This is a genomic window from Neorhizobium turbinariae, from assembly GCF_023223505.1.
GTDB lineage: Bacteria > Pseudomonadota > Alphaproteobacteria > Rhizobiales > Rhizobiaceae > Neorhizobium > Neorhizobium turbinariae.
On sequence record NZ_JALPRY010000003.1, the window covers coordinates 45,441 to 66,584 of the forward strand.

At 62.7% G+C, this 21,144-nt stretch carries 18 protein-coding genes; 4 read left to right on the top strand and 14 right to left on the bottom strand.

Going from position 1 to position 21,144, the window contains the following annotated elements; translation table 11 throughout:
* Positions 1–63 precede the first annotated feature (63 nt).
* A complete protein-coding gene (locus M0654_RS02340) occupies positions 64–354 on the top strand; it encodes a hypothetical protein (protein WP_248681666.1) in 291 nt (96 codons plus the stop codon).
* A 54-nt stretch (positions 355–408) separates the two neighbouring features.
* On the opposite strand, the gene M0654_RS02345 is transcribed toward M0654_RS02340, so the two are convergent.
* Entirely contained in the window at positions 409–1,680 is a 1,272-nt protein-coding gene (locus M0654_RS02345; RefSeq protein ID WP_248681667.1) for a cysteine desulfurase-like protein, read from the bottom strand.
* A 175-nt stretch (positions 1,681–1,855) separates the two neighbouring features.
* Between M0654_RS02345 and M0654_RS02350 the strand changes: the two genes are divergently transcribed.
* Together M0654_RS02350 and M0654_RS02355 are read left to right on the top strand one after the other, a co-directional pair.
* Positions 1,856–2,056 carry a hypothetical protein gene (locus M0654_RS02350; RefSeq protein ID WP_118850637.1) on the top strand — a complete coding sequence of 67 codons (201 nt, stop codon included), beginning with the start codon at positions 1,856–1,858 and terminating at the stop codon, positions 2,054–2,056.
* Position 2,057: 1 nt separating this feature from the next.
* Positions 2,058–2,288, top strand: a complete 231-nt coding sequence (locus M0654_RS02355; RefSeq protein WP_118850636.1) for a hypothetical protein — start codon at positions 2,058–2,060, stop codon at positions 2,286–2,288.
* A gap of 43 nt (positions 2,289–2,331) precedes the next feature.
* On the opposite strand, the gene cysG is transcribed toward M0654_RS02355, so the two are convergent.
* From cysG to M0654_RS02400, 9 genes are all read right to left on the bottom strand, one after another.
* Complete coding sequence (cysG, locus tag M0654_RS02360; protein ID WP_248681668.1) at positions 2,332–3,819, bottom strand: siroheme synthase CysG; 1,488 nt, start codon at positions 3,817–3,819, stop codon at positions 2,332–2,334.
* Complete coding sequence (locus M0654_RS02365; RefSeq protein ID WP_248681669.1) at positions 3,791–6,442, bottom strand: nitrate reductase; 2,652 nt, start codon at positions 6,440–6,442, stop codon at positions 3,791–3,793. Before M0654_RS02365 ends, cysG begins: the two co-directional genes overlap by 29 nt.
* Positions 6,443–6,448: 6 nt before the next feature.
* Positions 6,449–6,787, bottom strand: a complete 339-nt coding sequence (gene nirD / locus M0654_RS02370; RefSeq protein WP_248681670.1) for a nitrite reductase small subunit NirD — start codon at positions 6,785–6,787, stop codon at positions 6,449–6,451.
* A 5-nt stretch (positions 6,788–6,792) separates the two neighbouring features.
* Entirely contained in the window at positions 6,793–9,243 is a 2,451-nt protein-coding gene (gene nirB / locus M0654_RS02375) for a nitrite reductase large subunit NirB (RefSeq protein ID WP_248681671.1), read from the bottom strand.
* 5 nt (positions 9,244–9,248) lie between these two features.
* Positions 9,249–10,046, bottom strand: coding sequence for an ABC transporter ATP-binding protein (locus M0654_RS02380; RefSeq protein WP_248681672.1), 798 nt, complete (start codon positions 10,044–10,046; stop codon positions 9,249–9,251).
* Positions 10,047–10,056: 10 nt separating this feature from the next.
* Complete coding sequence (gene ntrB, locus M0654_RS02385; protein WP_248681673.1) at positions 10,057–10,950, bottom strand: nitrate ABC transporter permease; 894 nt, start codon at positions 10,948–10,950, stop codon at positions 10,057–10,059.
* A gap of 64 nt (positions 10,951–11,014) precedes the next feature.
* Positions 11,015–12,313: a CmpA/NrtA family ABC transporter substrate-binding protein gene (locus tag M0654_RS02390; RefSeq protein ID WP_248681674.1), complete on the bottom strand. Its 1,299-nt coding sequence runs from the start codon at positions 12,311–12,313 to the stop codon at positions 11,015–11,017.
* Positions 12,314–12,666: 353 nt separating this feature from the next.
* Complete coding sequence (locus tag M0654_RS02395) at positions 12,667–13,932, bottom strand: CmpA/NrtA family ABC transporter substrate-binding protein (protein ID WP_248681675.1); 1,266 nt, start codon at positions 13,930–13,932, stop codon at positions 12,667–12,669.
* A gap of 37 nt (positions 13,933–13,969) precedes the next feature.
* A complete protein-coding gene (locus M0654_RS02400; protein WP_390919450.1) occupies positions 13,970–14,584 on the bottom strand; it encodes an ANTAR domain-containing response regulator in 615 nt (204 codons plus the stop codon).
* A gap of 195 nt (positions 14,585–14,779) precedes the next feature.
* On the opposite strand from M0654_RS02400, the gene M0654_RS02405 reads away from it, so the two are divergent.
* The gene (locus tag M0654_RS02405; protein WP_390919452.1) at positions 14,780–17,236 is read left to right on the top strand and encodes a DNA translocase FtsK; all 2,457 of its coding nucleotides are present in this window, start codon (positions 14,780–14,782) and stop codon (positions 17,234–17,236) included.
* Positions 17,237–17,272: 36 nt separating this feature from the next.
* Here M0654_RS02405 and M0654_RS02410 read toward each other — a convergent pair whose 3' ends face one another.
* The 4 genes from M0654_RS02410 to M0654_RS02425 form a co-directional block, all read right to left on the bottom strand.
* On the bottom strand, positions 17,273–18,442 hold the full coding sequence (locus tag M0654_RS02410) for a pyridoxal phosphate-dependent aminotransferase (RefSeq protein ID WP_248681678.1): 1,170 nt from the start codon (positions 18,440–18,442) through the stop codon (positions 17,273–17,275).
* A gap of 64 nt (positions 18,443–18,506) precedes the next feature.
* On the bottom strand, positions 18,507–19,031 hold the full coding sequence (locus M0654_RS02415; RefSeq protein WP_248681679.1) for a flavin reductase family protein: 525 nt from the start codon (positions 19,029–19,031) through the stop codon (positions 18,507–18,509).
* Positions 19,028–19,915 carry an aldo/keto reductase gene (locus M0654_RS02420; protein ID WP_248681763.1) on the bottom strand — a complete coding sequence of 296 codons (888 nt, stop codon included), beginning with the start codon at positions 19,913–19,915 and terminating at the stop codon, positions 19,028–19,030. Before M0654_RS02420 ends, M0654_RS02415 begins: the two co-directional genes overlap by 4 nt.
* 14 nt (positions 19,916–19,929) lie before the next feature.
* Positions 19,930–21,087: an LLM class flavin-dependent oxidoreductase gene (locus tag M0654_RS02425; RefSeq protein ID WP_248681680.1), complete on the bottom strand. Its 1,158-nt coding sequence runs from the start codon at positions 21,085–21,087 to the stop codon at positions 19,930–19,932.
* Positions 21,088–21,144 lie beyond the last annotated feature (57 nt).

Genomic DNA, 21,144 nt, shown 5'->3' on the forward strand with positions numbered 1-21,144 from the left:
CTATCATTTTGGTCGGGGCTCAAGGGAGACCGGCCGTCACAACGACTTTTTGTGGGTGGCGTTATGGAACATGTACACAAGAGTATCCGTGACCTCAGCGTCGATGAGCGTGAGGAGATCTTTGTTTCGATTGCGCAGGTGCTTGAAGGCACGGCACGGGAAGCCTTTGCGGAAGGCAACCGACACTTCGCTGCAATCTCCAGCAACATGGCCGAGGCAATTCGCGTCAATGCTGATGAACTGGCGCGCGACAATCTCGATGCTGCCGAGCAGGTGCTTCAGCAGGCTGCAGCTGTCATCACGCAATTCAAGGCCGCCCACCCTTATCCGATGATCAGCACTGCCGTTCATTGACGGCCACATGAATACGCCGGCCCGGTAGGGCCGGCCGCTGTGCAAAGCTGATCGTCAGCGGGCCGTCTTGATGATCTCGCCCAGTACGCTGTCGAAGCGCTCGATCTCTTCGATCGTGTTGTAATGCACCATGGACACCCGCATGCAGCCTGTCTGCATGGTCAGGCCCAGCCGTTTCATCAGGCGAGGGGCAAACATGTGGCCGTCGCGGCTGCCGATCTTCCGCTTGCCCAGCTCCGCTGAAATATGTTGTGGCGATACGCCCGGGATGTTGAAGCAGATGGTCGGGACCCGATGTTCAACCTGCGTCTCGTCCGAAATCCCGTAGATTGTTGCGCCGTGCTTCTTCAGCACCGACAGCATTTTTCGCGAGAGCACCTGTTCATACGAACGGATCGCGCCCATGGCCGCCACGATCGCATCGCGGCGTGAATGATCGCCCGCGGGCAGGAACCGGCGGCCAAGGCCTTCGAGGTAACGAATCGCCGCATCCATGCCGGCGACGTTCTCATACGTGAAGGTTCCGACCTCGATCTTGTAGGGCGGCACGTCCGGAATGAAGTCTTCCTTGAAGGTCGGCAGCTTTACCAGCGCGTCATAGCGGCCCCAGAGAAAGCCCATATGCGGCGAGAAGTTCTTGTAGCCGGAGCAGACGAGGTAGTCGCAATCCCAGGCCTGCACGTCGATCAGCCCGTGCGGCCCGAAATGCACGCAATCGAGGAATACTTCCGCGCCGGCCGCATGCGCGAGCCTGCCGACGGTCGCCACGTCAACGATCGTGCCGATCGAGTGGGCGGTAACGGTGCAGGCGACAAGCCGCGTTTTGTCGTTCAGCAGCGGTTCCAGATCTTCCGTGTGGAGCATGCCGTCATCGCGCATCCGCCACCAGACGATCTTGGCACCATCCGCTTCGAGCGCAGTCCAGGTGGCGATATCGGCATCGTGATCCATGTCGGTGACGATGATTTCGTTGCGTTCCTTCAGCATTTTGGCGATGCCGAGGCTGACAAGACGGATGAAGGACGTGGCGTTGAGACCGAAGGAGATTTCTTCCGGTCGGTAGGCATTGACGAGCAGGCCCACGGAAACGCGTGCATCCGCAACGCTTTTGTCGACGCCTTGGCTATGGAGGTATGGCGCCATGCGCTGCACGTTGCAGTCCAGCAGATGCGCGGAGACTGCATCAATCACCACCTGAGGGACCTGCGCGCCGCCGGCATTCTCGAAAAAAATGAAGTCCTCGTATTTCTGAAGCGCGGGAAACTGCCGCCGCACTTCCTCCACCGGGAAGTCAGTTGCAGCGAGCTTGTTTGCGAGGATGTCCATAAAAAGTCTCCCGTGAAAGCGCCGTCGTGAGCATTTGATCAATGCTAGGACTCTCGTGGGGGGAGATCAAGCGATTAGTTGTGCGTGCAACCTCCTGTCTCGATGCGTGCCGCGCCTGATCCGGAACTCCAGCATGGTCTTGCGGGTTACCTCTCACACAACAGGAGGAATAGGCATGGGCATGGATTCGCCAAAGGCCGGAGCACCCGGCACCACAGACCAGTCCCCGCGGTGGGAGGGTCCACAGGAAAACACGCCACGCGGTTACATGCCGGCAAAGGACAATCCGGACCGCGACCGCGACGCGCTGCATGAAAACAATCGCGACCCGTCGCGTGACAAAGCCACCGATACTGGCAAGATCAAGGGAGACTGACATGACAGGAACTTCTGGAAAGTCGGGCCCCGAGGCGGATGCCAAGGGCCAGTTCGCCAAGTCACAAGGTGATCCGAAGGCAAGCGGCGTCCACAGCGCCAAGCCAACCGTCGTCACCGGGTCGGAGGACGCCACTGCGCATCGCAATCCGCCGGGCCAGAAGAAGCCCGACAAGGATTTCTCGCCGAACTATGACGAGCGGGACATGAACGAAGGCAGTTTCCGCGGATAGCAGGGTAAAGGGTCGGCAGGTGCCGGCCCTTCTGTTTTTGCGATCAGCCCGCGGCGCGCGCTTCGCTACCCACATTCGGTTCTACCGGCTGTGCACCAGTCTTGGCGAACACCTGACCGATGCCAATCAGTACCGGCTCGTTCACACCTATCAAAGCCATCGCGCCTGGCATGTCGCAAAGTTGACCTGTCCAGCGTCTCTCATTTTTTCGGCAGACGGCGCTGACAATGGCGACCGGCATGTCTGGCGTCATCCCGGCATCAACCAGGCGCCGGGCGATCTCGCCCGCGGTGCGGCCGGCCATGTAATAGACAGTCGTCAGCCGAGGGTCGGCAAGACTGTTCCAGTCGAGACTGTCCGGCAGCACGCCCTTTCGTGAATGACCGGTGACAAAACGCACGCCTTGTGCGTGGTCGCGATGGGTGAGCGAAACGCCGAGCCGGGCCGCCATGGCACTGGCGGACGTAATGCCCGGCACCACATCGACCGATATGCCGTGCGCCTCAAGGCACTCGATTTCCTCTCCCGCACGGCCGAAGATCATCGGGTCGCCGGATTTCAGCCGCACGACGCGTTTGCCGGCCTTGGCGAGCTTCACCATCATCTCGTTGATGTCTTCCTGCCGGCAACTCGTCCGGCCGCCGCGTTTTCCGACCAGCATACGCTTAGCCTCGCGGCGGGCGAGCTCCAGCACCTCGTCCGAAACGAGGTCGTCGAAGAGGATGACATCGGCCGCCTGCAGCGCCCGCACCGCCTTCAGCGTCAGCAGTTCCGCATCTCCGGGACCGGCGCCAACGAGCGTAACGCGGCCGGTTTTTTCCGGTGATGCCGCTACGAGACCTGCATCCGAGAGCAACTCGGCTTCAACTGCGGCATCTGGTGCGGCGGCAAACGCCCGATCCACGAAGCGCTCCCAGAAGTCACGTCGCATGGGGCCGGGCGGGAGGCGGGCGTTGATCCTTTCCCGCAGGGATTGGGCGAGTTGCGCCCAGTCCTTCAGCGATTGCGGCAGCAGGGTCTCGATGCGCCGGCGGATCGCTTCGGCAAGGATTGGCGCGGCGCCATCGGTCGAGATCGAGACGACGACCGGCGAGCGATTGACGATCGAGCCGAACAGGAACTGGCAGAATGCCGGTTTGTCGATCACATTGACCGGTATTCCGGCCGCCCGCGCTGCCTTGAAGAAGGCTTGCGCCTCCTGCTCATCTTCGCAGTCGGCGATGGCGATCGCCGCGTCAGCAAAGATCGCGTGATGCCATGCATGAGGATGATGTTCGAACCGGCCGTTCGGATGTTGCGTGCCGCGTGCGATCAGCAGCCTGAAGGTTTCCGAAAGTTCTCCCGCATAGACATGCACCTCCGCACCGCAGGCGGCTAGGAGCTCGGCTTTCCATGCAGCCGCATCCGTGCCGCCGGAAACGATCACCCTCTTGCCGTCCAACGCCCAGAATACGGGGAGCTTGGCAAGCGGTGCCATACGGGCACCACGAACCGGCTGGGGTTCACTCCGCGGCGGCTGCAAGACATCCATCGATGATCCCCCTGATTTCCGCGCGGCAGGAGCCGCAGTTGGTTCCGGCATTGGTGTGTTTTCCGACCGCCTCGACGGAGTGACATCCGGTGCGGACGGCGCCGATGATCCTGTTGATGCCGACCGAAAAGCAGGAGCAGACGGTGGCGCCGGGATCGGGCTGATCGGCGCCCGGGCGGCCGGCGACGATGCCTAAACGCCGGGTCAGATCGGTGTGGCGTGTCGTGAGTTGGCTGATTGCCCAGTTGCGCGCGACGGCGACCGGCTCGCGGGCAAGGAAAAATGCAGCAAGCAGCTTGTCCGCGTCGAAAAAGGCGAGGCGCAAGTCGCCGGTCTGCCGGTCCATGTAACCGAGCGGCTCAATGACGGGGCTGATGCCGAATGTGCTTTGGCACCAGTCGATCCAATCTTCGCGAGCCGTCTTGAAACCGAGTTCGGTGCGCCAACCGCCCTCGGCCTTGGCGAGCGCCCAATAGTCTGCTTGCGGCGCGGGCTTCGCTGCCGAGACGGCGAAACCGTAATAAGCGACTTCGTATGTGCGGGCGGTGACTGCGACGTTCTTGGAGGCCGGCTGGCCGGAAACCGGATCGGTGAGCGGAGGAACGAGGGCACCGATGCGCGCCTTGGCGGAAAACCGGTCGTTCCAGTGCATCGGCACAAAAACGCTGCCCGGCGCGTGCCGGTCGGTGACGAGTGCGCGGACGACCGCTTTGCCGAGCGGGCTTTCGAGTTCCACCAGCCCGGTGTTTCGGATGCGAAGTTTCGCCGCGTCCTGCGGGTGGATCTCAGCGAAGGGCTCCGCGATGTGGCTGGAAAGCCGGATGCTCTTGCCGGTCCGGGTCATCGTGTGCCAATGATCCCTAATGCGCCCGGTGTTGAGCGTCAGCGGATAAAGCGCGTCGGTACGATCGGTTGCCGGTGCAGTGACGGCGATGAAGCGGGCTTTCCGATCGGGATGGAAGAAACCGCCGTCGGCGAAGAAGCGTTTCGGTTTATCCCCGTCGGCCACCGGCGACGGCCACTGGAATGGCGGAAGTTCATCGTATGCCTCCGGACCAACGCTCGCATAGGCTCCGATATCGAAGTCCCGGCTGCCGTGGTTCTCGAAGGCCGAGAGTGCGGCATGTTCGGCAAAAATCTCGGCTGGCGACTGGTAGTCGAAACCGGCAAAGCCCATGCGGCGCGCAACCTCCGCCATCTGCCACCAGTCCGGCTTTGCTTCTCCAGGCGATGCCAAGAAGCGGCGCTGGCGGGTAATGCGGCGTTCGGAATTGGTGACCGTGCCGTCCTTCTCGCCCCAGCCGAGCGAGGGCAGGAGCACATGGGCGTGACGCGTTGTGTCGGTGTCACGCATGATGTCGGACACGACCACGAAGGGGCAGGCTTTTAACGCGGCTTCGACCGCAGCGGCATCCGGCATTGACACGACCGGGTTGGTCGCCATGATCCACAGGGCCTTGATGCGGCCGTCCGCGACGGCGCGGAACATGTCCACCGCCTTCAGGCCCGGCTTCGGTGCGATCGTTGGAGACGCCCAGAAACGCTGGACGCGGTCGCGATCTTCAGGGTTTTCGATCGCCATATGGGCGGCGAGCATGTTGGCGAGCCCGCCGACCTCGCGGCCGCCCATGGCGTTCGGCTGTCCGGTCAGCGAAAATGGCCCCATGCCGGGCCGGCCGGTGCGGCCGGTGGCAAGATGGCAGTTGATGATCGCGTTGACCTTGTCTGTGCCGGAAGACGACTGGTTGACCCCCTGGCTGTAGAAGGTGACGACCTTCTCCGTCGTTTCGAACAGGTGGAAGAACTGCTCAAGCTGCGAGGCCGTGAGGCCGGTGCGTTCGGACAATTCAGAAAATGAAAGCGCTGATGCGGCGGAAACAGCCTCGGCAAAGCCCGCAGTATGCGCCTCGACAAAAGCTCGATCGAGCGCCGCGCTCTCCGCCAGATGCGCGAGCAAGCCCATGAACAATGCGACGTCGCCATCCGGCCGGATCGCCAGATGCAGGTCGGCGATGTCGCAGGTCATCGTCCGGCGCGGGTCGATCACCACGACTTTCATTTCAGGCCGGGCTGCCTTGGCAGCAGCAAGCCGCTGGTAAAGCACGGGATGGCACCAGGCGAGGTTGGAACCTGTGAGCACCACCAGGTCGGCCAGTTCCAGGTCCTCGTAGGTGCCGGGCACGGTGTCGGATCCGAACGCGCGGCGGTGGCCGGCGACGGAGGAGGACATGCAAAGCCTTGAATTCGTGTCGATATTCGCCGAGCCGAAGAAGCCCTTCATCAGCTTGTTGGCGACATAATAATCCTCCGTCAGCAACTGGCCGGAGACGTAGAAGGCCACCGCATCCGGTCCATGTTCGGCAAGCGCCTCGGAAAACTTTCGGGCCACGAGATCGAGTGTCTCGTCCCAGCCAGTCTGCCGCCCACCGATCTCGGGAAAAAGCACGCGTCCGTCGAGATCGATCGTTTCGGCCAGCGCTGATCCCTTGGAGCAGAGCCTGCCGAAATTGGCAGGATGCTCCGGATCACCCTTGACCGAAACCGCACCATCCTCATGAACCGAGGCGATGACGCCGCAGCCGACGCCGCAATAGGGGCAGGTGGTCCTGGTCTCGACGGGCATGGGTTGCTACTCCGCCGCTTCCAGCATCACGCTTTCCAGCGCAAGGAAGAGTTGGCCGCTTTCGTTTTTCAGCGGGATGGTCCGCACGTCGCCCTCGTCTGCGCCGAGTGCCTTGCCGGTTTCGACCGAAATCACCCAGTTGTGCAGCGGGCATGTGACGGAGGTGCCGTGGACGATGCCCTCCGAAAGCGGACCCGCCTTGTGCGGGCAGCGGTTCTCGATCGCATAGGCCTCATGCTCGCCGGTGCGGAAAACTGCGATCTTCATGAAGGGCGTCTTTACGCAGCGTGCGCCGAGAAGTGGAATGTCGGAAATGTCGCCGATCGGGTGCCAGTTCATGTCCATGTCCCTCACTCCGCTGCCTGATGGAAGCCGACGGTGGCGATCGGCTTGAACTCGTGCTTGTCCTTGCCGGAGACGCGCTCCGACCAAGGGTCGACCTGGGCAAATTTCTGGGAGAAGACGAAGCGCTCGTAGTAGGCTTTGCGCTTGCCGGTATCCTCCATGATCTGCCGGCGGATCTCATCGAGACCGATGCGTTTTGCCCATTTGTAGATGCGCTCGAGGTAGCGGGCCTGTTCCCGGTACATCTGCGTCAGCGCCACGATATGCTCGAGCGCTTCGTCCTCGGTCTTCACGAGACCCAGCACTTCGGTGCCCTTGATGTCGAGACCGGCGGCGCCGGCGAAATGGATCTCAAAGCCGGAATCGACGCAGATGACGCCGATGTCCTTGCAGGTCGCCTCGGCGCAGTTTCGCGGACATCCGGAGACAGCCATCTTCAACTTCGCCGGCGTCCAGGAGCCCCACATGAACTTTTCGATGCGGATGCCGAGCCCGGTCGAATCCTGCGTACCGAAGCGGCACCAGTCGGAGCCGACGCAGGTTTTTACCGTCCGCAGACCCTTGGCATAGGCCTGGCCGGAGATGAAGCCGGCCTTGCCGAGATCGGCCCACACCGCCGGAAGATCTTCCTTTTCAATGCCGAGCAGGTCGATGCGCTGGCCGCCGGTGACCTTCACCATCGGGATCGCGAACTTGTCGACGACATCGGCAATGGCGCGCAATTCATCCGCGTTGGTGACGCCGCCCCACATGCGCGGCACCACAGAATACGTGCCGTCCTTCTGGATGTTGGCGTGGACGCGCTCGTTGATGAAGCGCGACTGGTAGTCGTCGGCATATTCATCCGGCCAGTCGCAGACGAGGTAATAGTTCAGCGCCGGGCGGCATTTGGCGCAGCCGCAGGATGTCTTCCATTCCAGCTCCTGCATGACGGCCGGAATGGTCTTCAGGCCCTTGGCCTTGATCAGGCGGCGCACATCGTCATGGCCGAGCTCGGTGCAGGGGCACATGGGCTGCACGGCCTTCGGGTTGTAGGCGTCACCGAGGGTGAGGCTCATCAACTGTTCGACGAGGCCGGTGCAGGTGCCGCAGGAGGCGGAGGCCTTCGTGTGGGCGCGCACGTCGTCCAGCGTCGTCAGGCCCTTGGCCGTCATCGTGCCGGTAATCTTGCCTTTGCAGACGCCGTTGCAGCCGCAGATTTCCGCATCATCCGGCAAGGCTGCAACGGCCGCCATAGGGTCCAGCGGCGACCCTCCCTGATAGGCCTGTCCGAAGATCAGGGTCTCGCGCATGTCGGAAATGTCGACGGCCTTTTTCTTCAGGTCGTTGAACCAGGCGCCGTCGGAGGTCTCGCCGTAGAGGACGGTGCCGATGATGCGGTTGTCCTTCAGCACCAGGCGCTTGTAGACGCCGGCGGTGGCATCACGCAGCACGATCTCCTGGCGATCGTCGCCATCGGCAAAGTCGCCGAGAGAATAAAGGTCGATGCCGGTCACCTTCAGCTTGGTCGGCGTATCGGAATGCACAAAGGCCGGTCCGGTATCCCCCGCCAGATGGGCCGCGGCGACACGAGCCATCTCGTAAAGCGGTGCGACGAGGCCGTAGACCATGCCGCCCACTTCGGCGCATTCGCCGATCGCATAGATGTCGCCGTCTGAGGTCTGCATGCCGGCGTCGACGACAATGCCGCGGTTAACCGCGAGCCCCGTGTCCCTGGCAAGCCCCGCATTGGGGCGGATGCCAACCGCCATGACCACCAGTGTCGCAGGGATGATGCGGCCATCATCCAGTTCGACGCCTTCCACCTTGCCGTCGCCGATGATCTGCTTGGTATTGGCCTTGCAGATCACCTTGATGCCGCGCTCTTCGACCGCTTTCTGCAGAAGGTACCCGGCGGCCGGATCAAGCTGGCGTTCCATCAGCGTCGGCATGACATGCAGCACGGTCACGTCCATCCCCCGCTGGGCAAGCCCTGCCGCCGCCTCGAGGCCCAGCAAGCCACCACCGATGACAACAGCCTTTTCGCGCGATTGCGCTGCCAGCAGCATGGCCTGCACGTCATCGAGGTCACGATAAGTGATGACGCCCGGCAGATCCTTGCCGGGAACGGGGATGATGAAGGGCACGGAGCCGGTGGCGATCACCAGCTTGTCGTAGCTTTCTGTCACGCCATGGTCGGAGGTGACGGTTTTTGCGGCGCGATCGATCGCCACGATCCGATGGCCCTTGTAGAGGGTGATACCGTGGTCGATGTACCAGCCGTCGCCATGGATGACGATCTGTTCATAGGTCTTCTCGCCCGAGAGCACCGGGGAAAGCATGATGCGGTCATAGTTGACGCGCGGTTCGGCGTTAAAGATCGTGACGCTGTAGCGGCCGGGGGCCTGCTCAAAGAGATGTTCCAGCATGCGCCCCGGCGCCATGCCATTGCCGATGATAACGAGTTTTTCGGTCATGTCGTTTACTCCGCGGCTTCAACGAAGCGGTGGCGTTCGTAGAGGAATTTGAGGACGGCCTCGCGGCACTTCAGATACGTGCGGTCGGAGGCGAGCTCGATGCGGTTGCGTGGCCGCGGGATCTGCACGTCCAGCACTTCGCCGATGCGCGCCCCGGGTCCGTTGGTCATCATCACGATGCGATCCGACAGCAGCACGGCCTCATCGACATCATGGGTGATCATCACCATCGTATTGCCGAGCCGGGCGTGGATCTCCATCACCGCATCCTGCAGGTGTGCGCGAGTCAAGGCGTCAAGCGCACCGAACGGCTCATCGAGCAGCAGGATCTTCGGTTCCATGGCGAGCGCCCGCGCAATGCCGACGCGTTGCTTCATGCCGCCGGAGATTTCCGACGGGTGCTTGTCCCTGGCGTGGCCCATCTGCACGAGGTCGAGATTGGCCATCACCCAGTCGTGCTTCTCGGCCCTGGTCTTGCTGTTCTTGAAGACCTTTGAGACGGCGAGATTGACGTTTTCATAGACGCTGAGCCACGGCAGCAGCGAGTGGTTCTGGAACACGACGGCGCGTTCGGGGCCCGGTTCGTTGACCTCCCGGTTTTCCAAGAGCACGGCGCCCGCAGAGATCGGCGTCAGCCCGGCGATCAGGTTGAGCAGGGTGGACTTACCGCAGCCAGAATGGCCGATGATCGAAACGAACTCGCCCTTGACGATCGTCAGGTTGATGTCCTTCAGCACCTCGGCGCGGGTGCCGCCGCGGTCGAAATGCTTGTCGATATGGTCGAGCTTCAGGTAGGCGTTCATAGGGGGCTCCTCAGGTGGCCGATGCGCCGCGGGTGATGACGGTGCCGAGCGCGGCCACGAGCTTGTCGAGGGCGAAGCCGACGATGCCGATGTAGGCGAGAGCGACGATGATGTCGGGCAGGCGCGACGAGTTCCACGCGTCCCAGATGAAGAAGCCGATTCCGACACCGCCGGTCAGCATTTCGGCCGCAACGATCGCAAGCCAGGAGAGGCCGACGCCGATGCGAAGCCCCGTGAAGATGTAGGGCGCGGCCGACGGCAGCATGATCTTGAAGAAGAACTCGAACTGGTTGAGCCGCAGCACTTCAGCCACATTGCGGTAGTCCTGCGGGATGTTGCGCACGCCGACCGCGGTGTTGATGATGACGGGCCAGATCGAGGTGATGAAGATCACGAAGATGGCGGACGGGTTGGAATCCTGGAAGGCGGCGAGCGACAGCGGCAGCCAGGCGAGCGGCGGCACGGTGCGCAGCACCTGGAAGATCGGGTCCAGCCCACGCATGGCCCAGACCGACTGACCAATAATCGCCCCGACAAGGACGCCTGCGACAGCGGCAAGCCCGAAGCCGTAGGCAACGCGCTGCAGCGAAACGAGCACGCGCCAGCCGAGTCCGATGTCCTGTGAGCCGTAGCTGAAGAACGGAAAGGCGATCAGGTCATAGGCTTCCGCCCAGACGACAAGCGGCGAGGGGAGCGAGGCATCGGGCGACGAACACAGGGTCTGCCAGATGAGCAGGATCAGTGTGATGACGACCAGCGGCGGAGCGACGTTGCGCAGGGCGGTGGCGCCCAGGTGCCTGAGGTTGATCTTGCGGACTTGCCTGCCGGAGAACGGCACGACGGTGGCTTTAGGATTTGCCGCGGTGACTGCGGCGAGCTTCGGTTGTTTTGCGAGGGCGGACATCAGCACGCTCCGTTCGAAATGGAAAAAGCCGGCACACCCCAGGGAGCGCGCCGGAGGTGGGGAATCAGGAGGCGGCCTTGATCGACAGGCTGTCGAGATAGGCGAATGGGTTTTCCGGATCGAAGACCTTGCCGTCGAAGAAGGTCTCCTTGCCGCGCGAGGACGAGGCGGGGATGTCGGCGGCGGCGATCCCCAGATCCTTGGCAGCCTCGCGCCACATGTCGTCGCGGTTTACTGCGCCGATCAACGCGTTGATGTTGGTATCTGCGGGCAGGTAACCCCAGCGGATGTTTTCCGCGATGAACCAGCTGTCATGGCTCCTGAAGGGGTAGGAGGCTTGGTCGCGCCAGAACTTCATGAAGAGGTCGGTGCCCTTCACGTTGCGCCCGTTGCCGTAGTTGATGTCGCCCTTCAGGCGCCCGAGCACATCCTTTGGCGGAACGTTGAACCACTGGCGGCGACCGAGGATCTCAGCCATCTCCACCTTGTTGTCCATGCTTTCGCACCACTGCTGGGCCTCCATCACGGCCATCAGCAGGGCTTTCGCGGCATTCGGGTTCTTCTCTACCCAATCGGCGCGCAGGCCGAGCGCCTTTTCCGGATGCCCCTTCCAGAGCTCGCCCGTGGTGGCGGCGGTGAAGCCGATGTTCTGGTTGACGAGTTGCTCATTCCACGGCTCGCCAACACAGAAGACGTCCATGTTGCGGACCTTCATGTTGGCCACCATCTGCGGCGGCGGTACGACGATGGTCGAGACATCGGTGTTCGGATCTATACCGCCGGCGGCGAGCCAGTAGCGGATCCAGAGGTCGTGCGTGCCGCCGGGGAAAGTCATGGCGGCCTTGATTTCCTTCCCCTCGGCCTTCTTTTTCTCGAAGGCAGCCTTCAGCTTCGAGGCGTCGAGCTGCACGCCTGTATCGGCATATTCTTTCGCGACCGAAATGCCCTGGCTGTCGAGGTTGAGGCGCGCCAGGATCGCCATCGGCACCGGCTTGTTGTTCTGCGTCACCCGGCCGGTGTGCACGAGGTAGGGGAGCGGCGAGAGGATATGCGCGCCGTCGATGCCGTTCGCGGCGCCGCCAAGCACGAGGTTGTCGCGGGTGGCACCCCAGGACGCCTGCTTGGCAACCTCGACCTCCGGCAGGCCATGTTTTTCAAAAAGGCCTTTTTCCTTAGCGACAATCAGCGGCGCAGCATCAGTGAGCGCGATGTAGCCGAGCTTGACGCCTTTCACTTCCGGGCCGGGCCCCGCAGCAAGGGCGCCGGAGGGAAAGGCTGTCTTGACCGCGCCGACGAGGGCTGCGGTGGTGGTGGTCTTGAGCATGCTGCGGCGGGAAAGGCCGCTCTTGAAATTCATCGTCATGCGCAGGTTCCCTCTGCTGCCAGCTTCGCTCTGGCTGGTTTTCAGGCACAAAAAAACGCCGCTCGGAGATTGCGTCTGCGGGAGGGAGGATCCCGGACAGCAAAAACCTTACGACGTCGGTGTCTTTTGCAGGCGCTTATGCCGCGCCTATCTGCCCCAGTCGCCATTGACCGGTGCAGGGTCAACCTTGCAAAGGGTGTGCCAAGTTGGTGGTGACGACCTAAGTGACTGCGGGGACTAGATAAATGGTGCGACTCTCATAATGCCTTCAAATTCGGCATCCGAAAAATATGCAAAAACGATGAGCGTCTGCATCTTCTGCGGCGCGCAAAGGATGTGCAGGAGGGTAAGCTTCAGGCTTCGTCAGGAGAGGTTGGGAGGCCAGGTTTCGTGCGTACGGAGAAGCCCTCGACATAAGCCGAAAGAGCGGACGGATCGAAGACATGGTCGTCCATGAAGGCGTCAGATACATCCGCACCTTCTGTTGAGAGATCATCAACCGCGGGTCCCGTGCCCAAGGCGGCACGATAAAGGTCCGGCCGGTAGGCACCCGCAGCCGCGGCCATGCCCTTTTCACTCCCTTCCGCCTGGCCCCAACGGATCATCTGGCTATAGATCCACAAGGCATGCCCGGGCTTGGGGTAGTTGGCGTGGCCTTCGTGGAACTGGAAGTAGTTCGGGATGACCCGCCGGTTGCCCTTGGCGTCAAGGCTGAACTCACCGGCGAGCACCTGGCGGATGATGTGAACCGGCGCGGCGAGGAAACGCTGATCTGCAAGCGCCTCAGCCAGCGCATCACGATTATCCGGGTTGTCGCACCAGCGGGCTGCAGCGTCGAGGGCGGTGACCAGGCGCGCCACCGTCTGGGGATGGTTTTCCGCCCAATCCGGCCGCATGCCGACCACCTTTTCCGGGGCGGATGGCCAGATGTCCTGCTTGGCGGCAACGATGCGGCCGACGCCACGCTCCGACGCCACCATGTTCCACGGCGCGCCAACGCAGAACCCGTCGATTGCGCCAGCTGCCAATGCGTCGGATGTCATCGGCGGCGGCACGACCACAAGCTTCACGTCCCGGTCGGGATGGATGCCGCCGGCCGCCAGCCAATAGCGGAATTCATAATTGTGGGAGGAGAACGGGTAGGTCACGCCGAAGGTCGGCAGCGGTTCACCTTGCTCTTTCATTGCTGCGATCACCGCCGCCAGCGCCTGCGCGTTTTCCAGCGCCGTCGCGGTTTCGGCAATCCCGCCAACCTGCTGCATCCGCTCGAACAACCGGGTCGACAAGGTGATGGCATTGCCGCCGCGACCGAGCGAGAAAGGCGTGATCGTCGGGGAGGGGTTGGAGCCGAGCCCCAGTTGCGCGGCAACCGGCATGGGGGAGAGCATGTGGGCGATGTCGAACTGCCGGAAGGCGAGGCGATCGCGCACATTTGCCCAGGAGACATCCTTCACCAGATCGAGCGTCAGTCCTTCGCGCGCGGCAAAGCCGAACTCCGCCGCGGCGATCAGTACTGAGGCATCGACCAGCGGTATGAAGCCGGCGCGCAGCAGTTTTGGCTCCGTGCCCGCGATACGGGATGGCGCCCCAAGACTGGATCCGGCTTCGTTCATGTTCATCACTTCCGGTTTCCTCCGGACCACTTGCTCATCGCCATCACATCAACAACCCAGCGGCCGTGACGACGCTTTGGGCGATATCCGACATCTTCTTCTTTTCGTTCATCGCGGTCTGGCGCAGCAGCCCAAAGGCCTCCTCTTCGGAGAGCCCGCGCATCTTCATCAGAATGCCCTTGGCGCGCTCGATGATCTTGCGCTCCTCCAGCGCCGATTTTGCCTCCGCCAGTTCCCGCTGCAGGCGGCTGAAGGCGTTGAAGCGGTGTACGGCCATGTCGAGGATGGCCTTGACCCGCTCTTTTTTCAGACCATCGACCACATAGGCCGAAACGCCAGCCTCCATCGCTGCTTCAATGAGCGCTGTATCGGAGCGATCGACAAACATGGCGATCGGCCGGCTGACGGTGCGGGTGAGCTGGAACAGATGCTCCATCATGTCGCGATTCGGATTCTCGATATCGATGACGATCACATCCGGCTTCGCCGTTTCGATGATGCGGGCAATTCCGTTGACTTCCTGAACCACCGTAACGTGGTTGTAACCGGCCTCCCGCAGCCCTTCCTCGATGATGGAAGCACGGATGGCATTTTCATCGATGACCAGGATGGTGAGATCGGGCGCAGGCATTCTTATAGGAATGACGCAGTGCAGCATGCTTGGCAAGCGGCTGGGAAATGAGCGGTGGGATTCGTCCCGCGATGGGGCGCTGGAAAGGACCAGTTAACCTTTATTTTCTACTTCATGTCCTAATGTACCCTCCTTGTTCATCGTACGGTTCTCATGCAGTTCACACGCCATAATCTCCCCCAGAGTTCCGACAATGCGGGCGCCAGCGACGATGGAGTCGAGATGGCGCCGCAACCCCCGCGCCCGCAGAGCTTGGCGGATTTTAACCAGCCGGTTCTGGAGCAGGCGCCGTGGCAGGCGGCCTTCCGCCTTGCGCCGAACGTGCGTTTCACACGCACGCCGGAAAGCGTGCTCGGCCGTAAGAACAACGGTGGGCGCGTTCCGCTGGAGCAGGCGGCCGCCCGCCTCGTGGAAGCCGTCGTCGAACCCATCGAGGTGATTCCCCCACAGGAGGTTCCCCAGGTTGCGCCCTCGGCACCGGTCATCGATTCGGCGCCGGCGCCTGTTGATCCGCTGGAGCAGATCACCGGCCTGCAGCGGCTGGCAGCGACCATGCGCTACCATGCGCCGGAGGTGAAGAGATTCGTGCCGCCGCAGCCGGATCCTGAATCAGCAATGGCCGCGCCGGTAGCGCCTGCACCGATCGTCGCTGCGCCGGTAACGCCTGCATCTGTTGTGGAGCCGTCGGTTGTTGCCGCACCGCGCCACGATATCGCGATCTCCGACTTCGCCTTCTGGGAGGCCATGCCTTTCGAACTGGAAGGCCCGGGTGTCGCCGAGACGCCAGTGGCACGGGCGAAGTTCGTCCCGCAGGCGGTTGTTCACCAGCCGGGCGCGCCGGTGACTGCCCTTTATCGCGAGGTGCCGCGCAAGGTCGCTGCACGCCCGGTCGTGGTTGCAGCGTCGCCGCGCCCTCAGGTTACCGCGCGGCCCAGTCCTGCCCTGACGGCAACGCCCGAGCCTGTCGTTGCTGCCATGCCGGCTGCAGCCGTCGTCGCGCCTGCACCCGCCGTCGTGGCACCGGTTGAAGCTCCAACGCCCGTCGCGACCATTCCGACCCCGGCGCCCGTTTCGATCGCCCAGCCGCAACCCGCTCCAAGCCGCGCCCGCAGCGTTCGTCCGAATGTCGCCGAGTACGAATTCCCGCCGATCTCGCTCCTGCAGGAACCGCAGGGCGAACGGGGCCAGGCGCTGCAGCCGGACGCCCTGCAGCAGAGCGCCGGTCTTCTGGAAAGCGTGCTGGAGGACTTCGGCATTCGCGGCGAGATCATCGATGTCCGCCCGGGCCCGGTGGTTACCCTTTACGAGTTCGAGCCGGCACCTGGCGTCAAGTCTTCCCGCGTGATCGGCCTCTCGGACGATATCGCCCGCTCCATGTCGGCGCTCTCGGCACGTGTCGCAGTCGTGCCCGGCCGCAATGTCATCGGCATCGAATTGCCGAACGCCACCCGCGAAACCGTCTATTTCCGTGAGCTTATCGAGTGCGAGGACTATTGGGAAACCAAGCAGCGCCTGGCGCTCTGCCTTGGCAAGACGATCGGCGGTGAGCCTGTCATCGCTGAACTTGCGAAGATGCCGCACCTGCTCGTTGCCGGTACTACCGGCTCGGGCAAGTCGGTTGCCATCAACACCATGATCCTGTCGCTGCTCTACCGGCTTCGTCCGGAAGAATGCCGCCTGATCATGATCGATCCGAAGATGCTGGAGCTCTCCGTTTATGACGGCATCCCGCACCTGCTGACCCCGGTCGTAACCGATCCGAAGAAGGCGGTGCTGGCGCTGAAATGGGCCGTGCGCGAGATGGAAGACCGGTATCGCAAGATGTCGCGTCTTGGCGTTCGCAACATCGACGGCTACAACCAGCGTGCCGCGCAGGCTCGCGAAAAGGGCGAGGTGATCACCGTCAGCGTGCAGTCCGGCTTCGACCGCAGCTCTGGCGAGATCGTCTACGAGGAACAGGAACTTGACCTGTCGCCGATGCCTTACATCGTCGTCATCGTCGACGAGATGGCCGACCTGATGATGGTCGCCGGCAAGGAGATCGAAGGCGCGATCCAGCGTCTGGCGCAGATGGCCCGTGCTGCGGGCATCCACCTGATCATGGCGACGCAGCGTCCCTCGGTCGATGTCATCACCGGCACGATCAAGGCAAACTTCCCGACGCGCATTTCCTTCCAGGTCACGTCAAAAATCGACAGCCGCACCATCCTCGGCGAAATGGGCGCCGAACAGCTGCTCGGCCAGGGCGACATGCTGCACATGGCCGGCGGCGGGCGCATCTCGCGCGTTCATGGTCCTTTCGTGTCGGATGCGGAAGTCGAACTCGTCGTGCGCCACCTCAAGACGCAAGGTCGCCCGGATTATCTCGGCACCGTGACCGAGGATGAAGAAAGCGCCGAGGAGGACGAGGGTTCGCAGGAAGCGGTGTTCGACAAGAGCGCCATGGGCGGTGACGACAGCGACGATCTTTACGAGAAGGCCGTGAAGGTTGTCATGAAGGACCGCAAGTGCTCGACCTCCTATATCCAGCGCCGCCTGTCGATCGGCTACAACCGTGCCGCCTCGCTCGTCGAGCGGATGGAAAAGGAGGGCCTGGTTGGTGCTGCCAACCATGTCGGCAAGCGCGAGATCATCTCGGGCAGCCGGCCGGCGCCGGTGGCTGAGGACTTTGAAGAGTAGACATGAAAAGAGGGGCCTTCGGGCCCCTCAGTCGTTTCAGCGCCGGCGGATATAATCGCTCAAGCGTTGGGCGGCATCTTCGATCTGGCCCGGATCGCGCAGATAGCAGGCGCGCATGAAGGCCGCGCCCCCCGGTCCAAACGCCGTGCCCGGCGCCATACCGACACCCGTCTCATCGACAATGCGGAAGGCTTCGGCGCGGCTGTCGGCGACGCCGTCGATCTTCAGGAAGGCATAAAGCGCGCCATCCGGCTTTCGCGTCTCGACCCGGTTCGTCGCGATCAGTGCGTCGCAGAGGATGTCGCGCGAGGTGCGGGCGCGTTCGATGTTGGTGCGAATGAAGTCATCGCCGTGGTCGAGGGCGGCAATCGCACCCTGCTGCATGAACTGGGCGACACCGGAGGTCGAATACTGGATGAGGTTGGTGAGCGTCTGGCCCGTTTCCGCCGGCGCCACCATCCAGCCCACGCGCCAGCCGGTCATGCACCAGTTCTTGGAAAACGAGTTGGCGAAGATGATCCGGTCATCCGGCTCCATGACATCCATGAAGGATGGCGCTCGGCCGCCGTTGAAGTGGTAGAGGCCGTAGATCTCGTCGGCGATGATCCAGAGGCCATGCTTGCGGGCAAGCTCGAGCACCGCCTTCAGGTCGTCCAGCGTTGCGGTCCATCCTGTCGGGTTGGACGGGGAGTTGATGAACAGGGCGCGGGTTTTCGAATTGACGGCCGCTTCCAGCCGCTCGGCATCCAGCACCCAGCGGCCGTCGGTAAATCCGAGTTCCACCGTCACAGGCTTTGCTTCCGCCACCGTCATGGCGTTCACGACATTGGGCCAGGCAGGTGAGAGGTAGATGATCTCGTCACCGGAAGAGGCAACGGTCTGGATTGCCAGCACGATCGACTGCATGCCGGAGCCGGTGACGTAGATGTTGTCGACTGACAATTCCCGGCCGTAGTGCCGTGCGTAGTAGCGCACGATCGCTTCGCGAAGCGCCGGGATGCCTTGCGTCCAGGTATAGAAGGTTTCGCCGGCGAGCAGTGCGTCACTTGCGGCGCGGGTGATGAAGTCGGGTGTCGGCAGGTCCCCTTCGCCGATCCAGAGCGGCATCAGGTTTTCGCGTCCGCGCGCATAGGTCACGATTTCGCCGATGCCACTGCGTGGCGCTGCCGCAGCACGGGCGCTGATGTCAGGTCTGATGATCGTCATGGAGAGCCTGTTTCGGTAGGGTGTCTCACCTGCCTAATCTGCTCCGCCTGCGTCGGTCAAATGTTTAGTGGCTTTGGAAGCGGCCGAAGGTGCCACGCGAAAAGCAGAGCGGCTCGCCCTCCCGGTGCGCGGCCCGCAGCACCCGGCCGAGGATCAGCGTGTGGTCCCCAGCGTCGTGCCGGTTGGCAAGCGCGCATTCGAACCGGGCAAGCGTTCCTTGGATCACCGGCACGCCCTCGCTGTTTTCCTGCCAGGGCAGGTCGTCGAAGCCGAGCCCGCCGCGCGTGAACCGGGTGCTGATGAGATCCTGTTCCGCGCTCAGGACATGAATGGCGAAGTGATCGGCGGCCATGAAGGCCGCGTAGCGGGAGGAGCTTTTGGCCGGAGACCAGAGAACCAGCGGAGGATCGAGAGACACCGAGGTGAAGCTGTTCACCGTCATGCCGATCGGCCCGTTCGGGGTTTTCACCGTCACGACCGCCACGCCCGTGGTGAAGGTGCCGAGGGCGTTGCGGTAGTGCTTCGCGGTGGAGGTATCCGGCACGAAGACATGCTCGCTTGCCCCCACCGTTTCGACGGCAATCGTCATGGAACTTCCTTCCCGATGGCTGCGGAATAGAGTTCGAACCAGGTCTGGCGGTCGATCGTCAGGCGGGCTGCTTCACCAATCTTCCTGATGCGGTCGAGGTTGTTGGTGCCGAGCACCGGCAGGATGCCGGCCGGGTGGGCCAGAAGCCAGGCAACGGCAACAGCGGTGGCATCGACGCCCTGTTCGCCGGCAACGCCTTCAAGGATCGACATCAGGCCGGCGTTCTTGAAGAGCGAACCGCCACCAAGTGGCGACCATGCCATGGGAGCGATCGCGCGCTCCTGCAGGTAGGCGAGATCGCCATTGGTGAAGGCGCTGGTTTCCATCAGGCTCATTTCGATCTGGTTGGTCACCAGTTCGCTTTCCATGGACGACTGCAGCAGCGAGAAATCCCAGGGACGGAAGTTGGAAACGCCGACCGCGCGCACCTTGCCGGAGGCAACGAGTGCATCGAGTGCCGGGCCGGTGACGTCCGGATCCATGAACGGGTCCGGCCGGTGGATCAGCAGCAGGTCGATACGGTCGACGGCGAGATCACGCAGTGAGGCTTCGACCGAGGCGTTGATGTGCTCGGCACTCGTATCATAGTGCTTGCCGCGCACCGCGGAATGTCGGCCGGCCGGCGCGACGATGCCGCATTTCGTGACGATTTCCATCTGGTCGCGCAGCTGTGGCGCCTGCTTGAGGGCTGCGCCGAAGATCGCTTCGGCTGTATAGCCACCATAGATGTCCGCATGGTCCATCGTGGTGATGCCCTGCTCGAGGCAGGCTTCGATCTTGGCCTGCACGTGCCTGGGCGAGGTGTCGGCATCGTCGCCGATGCGCCACATGCCGTAGACGAGGCGGCTCAGTTCGAGTTCTGGCGAAAGTGCGACGCGATCAATCTGGGTAGAAGTCATCAGTGACGTTTTCCTGTGCCGAGCGGCGTTGCGGGAGTTTCAGTCGGAACGCGGCCATAGGCGTGCGGCAGCGAGCAGGTTTTCAGTTGTGGCAGAACTTTCTGGCCGAAATGTTCGGCTTCGTCGAGATGCGGGTAACCGGAAAAGATGAAGGCGCGGATGCCCATCTTCTGGTATTCCTCGATCTGCGACAGGACCTGGTCCGTCGAGCCGACGAGCGCGGCGCCGCAGCCGGAGCGGGCACGGCCGATGCCGGTCCACAGATGCCGCTCGACATAACCGAACTTGTCGGCAAGTTCGCGCGCCTTTGCCTGATGCGAGACGCCGAGCGACTTGCTGTCATGGGCGCGGGCCCGGATCAACTGGCCGTATTCGTCATCAAGCTTGGAGACGAGGTGCTCGGCATATTCGCGGGCTTCCTGTTCCGTGTCACGCACGATCATGTGGACGCGCAGGCCGTAATCGAGCGTGCGGCCATGCGCCTCGGCCCGTGCATGGACGGCCTTCATCCGTTCGGCGAGTTGGTCCTTCGTTTCCGGCCACATCAGGTAGACGTCGCATTGGGCGCCGCAGAGTTCCAGTGCATCCGGCGAATACCCTCCGAAATAAAGCAGTGGACCGCCATTCTGCTGGTATGGCCGTGCCGGCTCCGTGGTGACGCCCTTGAAGGTGTAGATCTCGCCTTCGTGATCGATCTTATCGCGCGTCCAGGCCTGGCGCAGGATCTGCACCACCTCATGGCTGCGGCGATACCGGAAGGCGCTGTCGGCGACTTCGCCGGGGAAATCCGAGCTGATCACGTTGAGCGTCAGCCGGCCTTTCAGCATGTGGTCGAGCGTGGCGACCGTGCGGGCCAGCATGATCGGCTGCATCTCACCGCAACGGATGGCGGCGAGCATGTTGATCTTGCTGGTTACCTGCGAGGCGGCTGCCACGAAGCTCAGCGTATCTTGACCAACCTGGTAGGAGGAGGGGCAGAGGATGTTGCGAAATCCCAGTGCTTCGGCCCGCTTTACAATGTCAGAGCAATGCTCCCAGCTGGATTTCAGCGCGTCGTCCGGCACGCCGAGATAGGCGTAGTCGTCGGAGCAGAGGGCCGAAAACCAGGAGACCTCGGCTGCATCGAGATCGGGCGACGTAATGGGCACAACAGTCATCAAAATCCTCCTCGCGGCCTCCCGCATGTCTCTTGCATATCACCCAGATATGTGTAG